We start from the raw sequence: 9994 nt of genomic DNA, 5'->3' as shown, positions 1-9994 counted from the left end.
GCGTGGTGGATGACGGCCGAGCAGGTGGGGACCAGGGCGTGCATGGGCACGTAGGAGACCAGGCGGGCGTTGTCGGGGATACGGGCGAGCTTCTGCTGCTCGGATTCGGCGACGGTGGCGACGAGTTCGATGTCGAGGTCGGCGAGGCTGTCGAGGATGTCCTGGACGTTGACGGTGTAGCCGTTGTAGACCTCGGTCGCGTCCAGCCCCATGGTGAGGGCGACCCGGGGCCTCTCCGGTGGTGCCGACAGCCATTTGGGCACGACCGCCGGGCCGCCGTAGGGGACGTAGCGCATGCGCAGGTAGTCCAGGTCCGGGGCCTCGATCTGCAGGCTGGCGGGGAACTGGTCGATGGTGAAGTGGCCGGTGAGCATGTCCTCGCCGAAGTCGAAACCGTACTTGCGGGCATAGCCGCCCAGCCAGTCGGCGATCGGGTCGGCCCGCTCCTCGGGGGGCTGCTCGGCCTTCAGCCGCCGGTAGATCTGGCGGACGCCGCCGTAGACGTCGACGCCGTTGAGCAGGCGGGCGTGCGCGGCGCCGCAGGCCTTGGCCGCGATCGGCGCGGCGAAGGTCAGCGGCTCCCAGATGACCAGGTCGGGCTCCCAGAGCCGGGCGAACTCCACCAGGTCCGTGATGATCGGGAAGTTGCTCACCCGATGCCAGCCCTGCACGGCCTTGACCATCCCGGGCTTGAGGTACTCCCAGGTGGCCTTCGCCGGATCGTCGAAGGCGTCGTACGGCGCCATGATGCCCACGCGCAGCGCGTCGAGCGCCTCCTGCCGGTTCTCCGTGATCCGCCACGAGCTGCGGTCGTTGCCCAGCGGAACCGCGGTGAGCCCGGCCTGGGTGATCACCTTGGCGAAGGCGGGCTGGCCGGCGACGCGGACCTCGTGGCCCGCGGTGCGCAGCGCCCACGCCAGCGGCACGTGGTACTGGAAGATGCTCTTCTCCGGATTAACGGCGAACAGGACGCGCACGGCTCTCCTCTCGGAACTCTCTGGCGATGGCGGCGGCGACGCCGTCCAGGCCCTCGAACAACGGCACCCTCGGAGCCCAGCCGGTGGCGTCCTGGAACGCGGCCGGGTCGAGCACGAAATCCAGCACGTCCGTCGGCATGGAGTGGTCCGCGGGCGGGACCGAGACGACCGGGACCGGCGGCCGTCCCGAGCGGGTGGCGACGGCCTTGGAGATCATCGCGAACAGGTCGGCGACGCTGGTCGCCTGCCCCGTCCCGACCAGCCAGTGCCGGCCGGAGACCACCTCGGCCTGGTCCAGCGCGGTGACGAACGCGGTGGCCGCGTCGTCGACGCAGAGCAGGTCCCGCTTGACGGAGCCGTCGTGCCACATGGTGAGCGGCTGGTCGGCGAACGCCCGGCGCATCATGGCCGCGACCACGCCCCGGTCCAGGGCGGTGGGATCGGTACCCCGGCTGTAGAGGGTCGCCAGCCGCAGCGTGCTGCCCCGGATCAGCCCTTCGGCGCAGGCGGCCTCGATCGCGCGTTCGGCGGCCAGTTTCTGCCGGTCGTACGCGGTCAGCGGCTCGTCCGGCTGGCTGCCGTCGATCCGCGCCGACAACGAGCGCCCCGCCTGCGAGACCGAGCCGGCGAACACCACCACCGGTGGCCGTTCCGGCCGTTGTGCCCGGACCGCGTCGACGAGGTCGTGCACCAGGCCCAGGTTGACCCGCTCCGCGGCGGGGTCGACCGCGGCGGCCCGCCACGTGCTCGCGTTTCCCCGGTGCGCGACCAGGTGAATCACCGCGTCGGCGCCGTCGACCGCGGCGGTGAGGGCGTCGCCGTGGGTCAGGTCGGCGATGCGCACCTCGACGTCGGCGCGCGATCCGGACGGGACGGAAGTGGGGCGGCGCCCGACCAGCCGGAGCCGGACCGGCCTGACCGCCAGCTCGCGGGCGACGGCCGTGCCCAGCAGGCCCGAGGCGCCGAGTACGGTGATCAGCGGTTTCGCGGCCGTGGTGGCCATGTGTTCTCCTTCACGTTGCCGGAGCGGATCGCGACGGGGACGGGGCGACGTCCAGCGGACCGTCAGGACACCTCAAGAGGCCGGGGCGGCGCGGCCCGCCAGCTCAGCGGCGGGGGAAGCACGCCGGTGGCGTTCCGGTCGATGTACTCCTCCCACTTCGGGCGCTCGATCTCGAAGTTGTGCAGGTCCCACAGGCGCCCGCGGAAGTACATGTGATCGCGCAGGGCGCCGATCTCCCTGTCGCTCCCGGTGATCCCGAAGGAGGTGAAGCTGGCCTCGGTGGTCTGCCCGATCACCCGCTCGACGTCCAGGGTGGCGAAGGCATAGTTGATCATCAGCAGGATGGCCTCGGAGCCCACGCCCAGCCGGGCCCGCTGGGGGTCCAGGTAGACGGCGCACCTGACATGCCCGGCCGGGTCGAGCGCGTGCAGGCCGGCGAAGCCCAGACGCTCGTTGGTGGCGGTCGTGGAGACGTGGAACGCGGCGTGGGCGCGCATCGTTCCCCGGGCCGGCCGTACCGCCGGGCGGACGCTCTCCACCCCCGTACGTACGAAGACCTGGGCGAAGCCGGCCTGGTCGGTACCGCTCGCGGGGTGGAGCACGACGCGGCGTGACGCCGTATGCGGAAAGATCAACTTCTTGGGTCCTGTCATCTGGGTCAGCTCCGGTGCGTCGGCGAGCCGGTGGAACGGAACTGGTCCCAGCTCATCTCGCCCACCGCCGATGGGAGGTTGTGGATGTCGCGCAGATCCTCGGGGGTGAGGAGCAGGTCGACCGCGGCCGCGTTGTCCCCGAGCCAGTGCCGTCGCCTCGTTCCCGGGATGGGGACGACGTTGCCGCCCTGGGCCATCGTCCAGGCGATCGCCACCTGCGCCGAGGTGACGCCGTGCCGGGCGCCTATCGCGCGCAGGCCCTCGACGATCGCCTGGTTGACGCTCATCGCGTCGGGGCTGAAGCGCGGGTCCCGGCTGCGGGAGTCGTCCGCGCCCAGGGCGGTGTGGTCGACGTGGCCGGACAGGTACCCGCGGCCCAGCGGAGCAAAGGCGAGGAAACCCACGCCGTTCTTCTGACTCCACGGCAGGACGTCGTCGAGGGTGCCCGTGGACCATACCGACAGCTCGTACTGGACCGCGGTGATCGGGAACACCGAGTGGACCAGCTCCAGCTCCTCGCAGGTGGCATGGGAGATGCCGAGCGCCCGGACCTTGCCCTCGGTGACCAGCTCGCCCAGCGCTCCCCAGGTCTCGACGAGCGGGACGGCCGGGTCGACCCGGTGCAGCTGGTACAGCCCGATGGAGTCGGTCCTGAGCCGGCGGAGCGATCCCTCACAGGCGGTCCGCAGGTACTCGGGCCGGCCGTTGCGACGGAACTTGCCGTCCGGCCCGACCACCAGGCCGCACTTGGTGGCGATCGTCACGTCGTCCCGGTGCGATCCGAGCGCGCGCCCGAGCAGTTTTTCGTTGGTGTACGGCCCGTAGACGTCCGCGGTGTCGAAGATGTCGATGCCGTAGTCGATGGCCCGGTGGATGACCCGGACGGACTCCTCGTCGTCCCGGTCGGCCGGCCCGTAGCCGTGTGACATCGAGCTACAGCCGAGGCCGATCGCGCTCACGGAAAAGTCATCCGTGAGGTTGGTCTGGCGCATTTCTACCTCCTGTCCACCAGGTAGGTGAGCGGGGTCAGCTGGACGGGTTGTCGTTGACCAGGAATTCGGACACCAGTTCCGGGGTCCCGCCGTGCGCGAACGTCACGGCCTGGTCCGCGGCGACGTCCGGTATCTCGTACGAGCGAGCCCCGGCCGCGGTCGACACCCGGATGGTCATCAGCCCCAGCGCGCGCTGCAGGAGTGACTGGCTCAACGTCCAGCCGATCACTCCCCGGCACTGCAGCACGACCGTGTTGCGCCGCACCACCCCGGACCGCATCACCAGGTACGGCCCGGCCAGCGTGTGCCCCAGTGACCGGTACGCCACGAACGCCAGAAGGCAGGTCACCGGCATCAGCGCGACGAGGACCAGCCAGATCCGGCCGGGGACGGCACCGGTCGCCCCCAGCCAGGCCAGCAGGCCGGCGAGGATCCCCGGCACGTAGACGGCCCAGATCAGCCGGCGGTACAGCGCGGCGCGCGGGTGGGCGCGGAGCTTCGCCTCCAGCGGCCGGTGCTCGTCTCCCAGGACCAGGACCGCCACCCGGCGCGCCTCGCCGATGGGCGCGCGCGGCAGGATGCTGCTGGACGCGTCGCTCCCGGGGATCCACCGCAGCCCGGTCGAGATGACCTCCGTCTCGGCCAGTCCCATCCATCGGGAGAGCAGCGGTTCGCTGATGTGGACCCCGCGCAGGCGCCTGTCGTCGCGGTACACCTCGCGGGTGCCGAACAGCCCCTGCCGGGTGAGCAGCGCCGTGCCGCCGTCGTCGGTCGTGGTGCGGACCAGCTCGAAGTTCCACTTCTCCTTGAAGAAGGTGATCGTCAGGCCGATGGTGCCCACGACGAAGCAGCCCGTGGCCCCGATGGCGATCGACCAGCCCAGGCCGAGGTCCTCCCAGCCGACCGCGTTACCGATGATCTCCCAAAGGTCGACGTCGAACATCTGCAGCGTCAGGCTGGTACTCAGCAGGAACAGCCCCGCGGCCAGGAAGGACCAGATACTGAGCACGTTGTACGGGATCCAGGACCAGCTGAGCCGTGCGATGACGGTCTCCTGGGGTGCCGGGCGGTCGTTCTCGGGAGTCACGTCCTCGCGGGGATCCGCACTTCCCCGATCGCGCAGCAGTTCGTCGCGGAGCTCCTCGGCCGCCTTCTTGGGGATGGCGTCGAGTTTGAAAGAGGTGCGCGCCTCACCGGAGGCGATGTGCAGCACGCGGAGCCCGGCGATCCGGTGCCGGAACTTCGCGGTGGTGTCCACCGTGCGGATCCGGTCCCTGGGGACGGAGCGGTACTTGCGGACCAGCACCCCCCGGCGGATCTCGACCCGGTCGGTGGTCAGCCGGTACCTGGTGGTCAGCCAGCGCCGCAGGTTCAGGATGCTGACCGTGGTGCCGACCACGCTGATGATGAGGACCGGCCAGGCGTCGAAACCCCGGTCGAAGACGAACATGGTGAGAAAGCTGGGGATCAGGCTGAGCACGAATCGCAGCCCGTCGACCCACGCCACCCGGCTGCTCAGCCGCTGCCAGCCCACCCCGTCGTCGACCACCTCGTCGACCACCTCGTCGACGGTCTCGGCCGCCGCCTTCGCGGCCGGCGGCGGGTCGGCGGGCGGTGGGTCGGCGGGCGGCGGTGGGTCGGCGGGCGGTGGCGGCGGGTCCGTCCGGAGCGGTTCGTCCGCCGACCGGGTGGTGCTCACGTGGCATCTCCCGGAGTGGCCTGGGTGATCTCGGTGAGCCGGCGCGAGCACTCCTCGGCCACCCCCGCGTCCAGCCCGTCGATGGTGATCCCGCCCTCCCTGGAGGCGGTGGTCACCTTGAGCGTGGCCAGGCCCAGCACGTTCTGCAGCGGACCCCTTCTGGTCTCCACGGACTGGATGCGTGAGATGGGGGTGATCCGCCACTCACGGGTGATCCAGCCGTTGAGCGCGTAGACGGCCTGGTCGTTGATCTCCCAGCGGTGCACCAGATAACGCCAGGTCGGCATGACCGCCACGTTCACCGCGTAAATCGCCGAGAAAATCCAGATCACCGGGCCCAGCCACGGCCGGGTGTCCGGAACCAGCGCGTACAGCACGCTGAGAGCGCCAACGACGAATATTCCCCAGATCAGTGCGTTGAGCGTCCACATAAGGATCGACCGCCGCTCGATCCGATGCCTCGGCGGGTGCAACCTGAGCGGTTCCCGGGCCGGTTCGGGAGAGATCACGTGCAATGTGTCAGGCATATCGTCATCCTGGGTCAATGGTACTCCGGGCGCAATGAACGGCCTGCCGGTAAAAGTGGCTCCGGTGTCATTCCGTGGATTATTCTGCGCCCGTTCCCCCAGACGCACTGTTTGGCCGGCCGGCATCCGAGATTCCGGTTCTGCCGCCACTGCGCTGTCTCGCTGGCGGGACAGCGCACGGGCCGGCGGCTAAACCGGCGACGTCTGCTCCTGGGGCGCTTCCGCGGCCTGGCGCTGCTTCTCCTGCTCGTCTTCCGTGGTGAACTTGACGATGAACTCCGCGAGGTCGCGGAACGTCTCGCCCTGGAAGCCCTCGAACCGCTCCAGCAGCTTGAGCTGTGTGGTGTTCTCCAGCTCCAGCAGGATCTGGACCATCGAGAAGGAGTCGAGGTCGTGCAGCGACTCCGGCTGCGGCACATCGGGCTGCTCGGCGCAGATCATTTCGGCGGTACCCCGGACCATGCGCTCCACATCGTCGACCAGGGTGAGGTCGACATCGGTGGCCAGGTCATTGTCTGACATATCTTTCGTCCTTTCGTGCGGTCGCGGTGATGTCCACGCGAGGTCCGAATCGACAAAGCTTGGAAGTGCTTTCGCGGACCCGCTCCTAAACGAGGCTTTGTCGGCGGACGCCTAAACGCCGACGACAGTAGTCACGGCCTCATGGTGGGGGCAATAGCGTTAGCCCCGTCCACCGTTCTTATCCGGCTACCCGAAATAATCGGCGGGGTGCCGGTGACCGGGCCGATGTGATAGATCTGGTGAACACCCGAAGGATTTCCGGCCGACGTACTGATTCGGTGTGTGTCCACCTGTCCCGCCGGCGGGACAGGTGATGTTCCGTGCGCGTTTCCCGAAAATCTGTGCCATTGGCGCGTGAATGCCATTTCATGTCGCCGGAGCTCGGCTCCGAAACGAGGATGACCAAGAAATGTTGTTTCCTTACACCGAGTCCAGGCAGATCGAGTTGCGGCCCGCGGGCGTCAAGGACGCCGCCAAGGTCTACGACATCCTGTTCCGACTGGGGCACAGCGGTCTGCCGGTGATCGACAGGTTCGTCGACACCTTCGGCCAGGGGTTGTCCGCCTGTTTCCTGGTGCATCGCAAGGACACCGGGGAGGTCGTCGGGTTCAGCACGCTGTCCGAACTCGCCCCGGCGGGCCACCTCAAGGCCGATGTCCATCTGGCCGGCCAGCCGGACGAGATCCGGACGGACGCGGCCGCGCTCACGGTCAACTTCGCCTTCGCGATGTGGCGCACTCGCAAGGTCTACTTCCACGCCACCGATCCCGGCATCGAGAGCCTCGGGTTCGCCGAGCCGCACGCGCTGATGGTCGAGGCGGAGGCGGTCCTGCCCAGGCACACGTACTTCCACGGCCAGGTCCTGGACGTCCACGTCTTCGCGATCTACCGCGAGGCCTGGGACGTGCACGGAGTGGACCTGCTCAAGAACATCGTCTGAAACCCGTCGTCCGAGCCCGCGGCCAGCTGCTGGACGGGCCCTCGCGCATTGGAGGTGACGTGCCCCGATGACCCTTTTCGTGTGGGGTTATTTGCCGGAGTACGAGAAGGAACGCGACGACATCCTCGACGCGGTCGACACGGTGTTCCGTTCGGGACGGCTGGTGCTCGGGCCGAGCGTACAGGCGTTCGAGGAGGAGTTCGCCGCCTACCACGGCGTCCCGCACTGCGTGGGCGTCGACAACGGCACCAACGCGATCGTGCTCGGCCTGCGTGCCCTCGGCGTCGGAGCCGGTGACGAGGTGATCACCGTCTCGAACACGGCCGCCCCGACGGTCGTCGCGATCGACGCGGTCGGTGCGACGCCGGTGTTCGCCGACATCGACCCCGACACCTACCTGATGAACGTCGAGCAGGTGGCCGCCCTCGTCACCGACCGCACACGATGCATCGTGGCGGTCCACCTGTACGGGCAGTGCGTCGACATGGCGCCGCTGGAGGCGATCGCCGCCGAGCACAACCTGCCGATCCTGGAGGACTGCGCGCAGGCGCACGGCGCCCGCCACCACGGCCGGATCGCCGGCTCGATGGGGCAGGTCGCGGCGTTCTCCTTCTACCCCACCAAGGTGCTGGGCGCCTACGGCGACGGCGGTGCCACCATGACCCGGGACGCGGAGGTGGACGCGAACCTGCGCCGCCTGCGCTACTACGGGATGGAGAGCCAGTACTACGTCGTCTCCACGCCCGGATACAACAGCCGGCTGGACGAGGTGCAGGCCGAGATCCTGCGCCGCAAGCTGACCCGGCTCGACGACTACATCGCCAGGCGGCGGGTGATCGCGGCCCGCTACGCGGAGGCCTTCGCCGGCACCGACCTGGTGACCCCGAAGACCGCTCCCGGCAACGACCACGTGTACTACGTCCACGTGGTGCGTCACCCGAAGCGGGACAGGATCCTTGAGGCGCTCAAGGCGCACGGCATCGTGTTGAACATCAGCTACCCGTGGCCGGTGCACACCCAGTCGGGCTTCGCGCACCTCGGCTACCGGAAGGGCTCCCTGCCGGTCACCGAGACGGTGGCCGACGAGATCTTCTCCCTGCCCATGTACGCCTCGCTCTCCGACATCGACCAGGAACGGGTCATCGACACGCTCCGCGACGTCCTGGCGAAGGTCTGAAGAAAATCGCACCGAGGACGGGAAGGGACCCATCATGACGCGACTCGCGGCTTCGCGCGCGCAGACCGGGGAGGCGGCCGGCGTGCCGACGCGCCGGGCCTCGGCGGCCGACGACGGGGCGCTCATGTCCACCGAGGAGTTCCACGACTGGTGGGCCGACCGGCACCGCAGCGGTCGCTTCATGGTGGAGCGGATCCCCTTCTCCCGGCTGGACGACTGGAACTTCGAGCCGGACACCGGCAACCTGGCGCACGCCAGCGGGCGCTTCTTCACCATCGAGGGCCTGCAGGTCCGCGACGGCGGCCGGGAGACGTGGTCGCAGCCGATCATCAACCAGCCGGAGATCGGGATTCTCGGCATCGTGGTGAAGGAGTTCGACGGCGTCCTGCACTGCCTGATGCAGGCGAAGATGGAACCGGGCAACATCAACACGCTGCAACTGTCGCCGACCGTCCAGGCGACCCGGAGCAACTACACCCAGGTGCACCGCGGCGCCGGCACCAGGTACCTGGAGTGCTTCGTCGGACCGGCCCGAGGTCAGGTGCTGGTGGACGTCCTGCAGTCGGAGCAGGGGGCCTGGTTCTGGCGCAAGCGCAACCGCAACATGGTGGTGCTCATGACCGGCGACGTGCCGGTGCACGAGGACTACCGCTGGCTCACCCTGGCCCAGATCCGCGAGCTCACCCAGGTCGACAACCTGGTCAACATGGACGCCCGCACGGTCCTGTCCTGCCTGCCGGTCGAGCTGCCGGAGGATGAGGACGCGTCGACCGGAGACTCGTTCAGGGACGCGCTCATCCGCTCCTACCGGTACCGGCCGGACGACGTCGGCGCCGGCGAGGTGCTGAGCTGGTTCACCGAGGCGAAGACCCGGTGCGACTGGACGGCCCGCCTGGTGCCGCTGGCGAAGGTCGGCGGCTGGGAGCGGACCGACGACGAGATCACCGACGGCGAGGGCCGGCACTTCCGGATCATCGCGGCCGAGGTGGAGGCCGGGACCAGGGAGGTCAAGCGGTGGACCCAGCCGCTGCTGTTCCCCCGCGGGGAGGGGCGCGCGTTGTTCGTCGCGCGCCCCATCGGCGGAGTGCTGCACCTGCTGGTCCAGGCCAGGCCGGAGTTCGGCCTGATGGACATGGTGGAGATGGCGCCGACCGTGCAGCTGCTGCCGGGGGCGGGGGTCACCGAGATCGAGGACCTGCTGCTGCGTGACGCCCTGGCCGACGCGACCATGCGCTACGACGCGGTGCTCTCCGAGGAGGGCGGGCGCTTCTACCAGGCCCTGACCCGCTACCAGATCGCCGAGGTCGGCGAGGACTTCTCCCTCGACGTGCCGGCGAACTTCCGCTGGATGACCGTCCGTCAGCTCACGGACCTGCTGCGGCACGGCCACTACCTCAACATCGAGGCCCGCAGCCTGCTCGCCTGCATGCACAGCCTGTACTGATCGCGGGCTCCCGTGCGGGCCGGGCCGCGTAGCTATCGGAAGGCCGGCGAGCCGATCGCC

The 9994-nt window shown here is 69.2% G+C and carries 10 protein-coding genes; 3 read left to right on the top strand and 7 right to left on the bottom strand.

Annotated features, from left to right (window positions below; genetic code table 11):
• The 7 genes from ABT130_RS31365 to ABT130_RS31335 form a co-directional block, all read right to left on the bottom strand.
• The coding region (locus ABT130_RS31365; RefSeq protein WP_350961446.1) for a nucleotide disphospho-sugar-binding domain-containing protein at positions 1–977 on the bottom strand (977 nt) is incomplete at its 3' end.
• Positions 955–1980, bottom strand: coding sequence for an NAD-dependent epimerase/dehydratase (locus ABT130_RS31360; protein ID WP_350961443.1), 1026 nt, complete (start codon positions 1978–1980; stop codon positions 955–957). The genes ABT130_RS31365 and ABT130_RS31360, both read right to left, overlap by 23 nt.
• 62 nt (positions 1981–2042) lie before the next feature.
• The gene (locus ABT130_RS31355) at positions 2043–2615 is read right to left on the bottom strand and encodes a GNAT family N-acetyltransferase (protein WP_350961440.1); all 573 of its coding nucleotides are present in this window, start codon (positions 2613–2615) and stop codon (positions 2043–2045) included.
• A 23-nt stretch (positions 2616–2638) separates the two neighbouring features.
• Positions 2639–3625, bottom strand: coding sequence for an aldo/keto reductase (locus ABT130_RS31350; protein ID WP_350961438.1), 987 nt, complete (start codon positions 3623–3625; stop codon positions 2639–2641).
• A 34-nt stretch (positions 3626–3659) separates the two neighbouring features.
• The gene (locus ABT130_RS31345) at positions 3660–5324 is read right to left on the bottom strand and encodes a PH domain-containing protein (RefSeq protein WP_350961435.1); all 1665 of its coding nucleotides are present in this window, start codon (positions 5322–5324) and stop codon (positions 3660–3662) included.
• On the bottom strand, positions 5321–5851 hold the full coding sequence (locus ABT130_RS31340) for a PH domain-containing protein (RefSeq protein ID WP_350961433.1): 531 nt from the start codon (positions 5849–5851) through the stop codon (positions 5321–5323). The genes ABT130_RS31345 and ABT130_RS31340 overlap by 4 nt, the downstream gene beginning before the upstream one ends.
• A 189-nt stretch (positions 5852–6040) precedes the next feature.
• Complete coding sequence (locus ABT130_RS31335) at positions 6041–6373, bottom strand: hypothetical protein (RefSeq protein ID WP_350961430.1); 333 nt, start codon at positions 6371–6373, stop codon at positions 6041–6043.
• A 409-nt stretch (positions 6374–6782) separates the two neighbouring features.
• Between ABT130_RS31335 and ABT130_RS31330 the strand changes: the two genes are divergently transcribed.
• The 3 genes from ABT130_RS31330 to ABT130_RS31320 all read left to right on the top strand — a co-directional run bounded on the left by ABT130_RS31330 (position 6783) and on the right by ABT130_RS31320 (position 9934).
• Entirely contained in the window at positions 6783–7313 is a 531-nt protein-coding gene (locus ABT130_RS31330) for a GNAT family N-acetyltransferase (protein WP_350961427.1), read from the top strand.
• Between the two features lie 67 nt (positions 7314–7380).
• Positions 7381–8490 (top strand): DegT/DnrJ/EryC1/StrS family aminotransferase, encoded by a 1110-nt coding sequence (locus ABT130_RS31325; RefSeq protein ID WP_350961424.1) that lies wholly within the window; start codon positions 7381–7383, stop codon positions 8488–8490.
• 34 nt (positions 8491–8524) lie between these two features.
• A complete protein-coding gene (locus ABT130_RS31320) occupies positions 8525–9934 on the top strand; it encodes an NDP-hexose 2,3-dehydratase family protein (RefSeq protein WP_350961421.1) in 1410 nt (469 codons plus the stop codon).
• The last annotated feature ends 60 nt before the right edge of the window (positions 9935–9994 follow it).

This window comes from Streptosporangium sp. NPDC001681 (assembly GCF_040298085.1).
GTDB lineage: Bacteria > Actinomycetota > Actinomycetes > Streptosporangiales > Streptosporangiaceae > Streptosporangium.
This window is presented reverse-complemented; position numbering and strand designations above follow the sequence as displayed.

What these genes read in the sequence shown, in the direction of transcription:
- ABT130_RS31360 (WP_350961443.1), bottom strand. Translation starts at nt 1,980, where the DNA reads ATGGCCACCACGGCCGCGAAACCGCTGATCACCGTACTCGGCGCCTCG.
- ABT130_RS31350 (WP_350961438.1), bottom strand. Translation starts at nt 3,625, where the DNA reads ATGCGCCAGACCAACCTCACGGATGACTTTTCCGTGAGCGCGATCGGC.
- ABT130_RS31340 (WP_350961433.1), bottom strand. Translation starts at nt 5,851, where the DNA reads ATGCCTGACACATTGCACGTGATCTCTCCCGAACCGGCCCGGGAACCG.
- ABT130_RS31335 (WP_350961430.1), bottom strand. Translation starts at nt 6,373, where the DNA reads ATGTCAGACAATGACCTGGCCACCGATGTCGACCTCACCCTGGTCGAC.
- ABT130_RS31330 (WP_350961427.1), top strand. Translation starts at nt 6,783, where the DNA reads ATGTTGTTTCCTTACACCGAGTCCAGGCAGATCGAGTTGCGGCCCGCG.
- ABT130_RS31325 (WP_350961424.1), top strand. Translation starts at nt 7,381, where the DNA reads ATGACCCTTTTCGTGTGGGGTTATTTGCCGGAGTACGAGAAGGAACGC.
- ABT130_RS31320 (WP_350961421.1), top strand. Translation starts at nt 8,525, where the DNA reads ATGACGCGACTCGCGGCTTCGCGCGCGCAGACCGGGGAGGCGGCCGGC.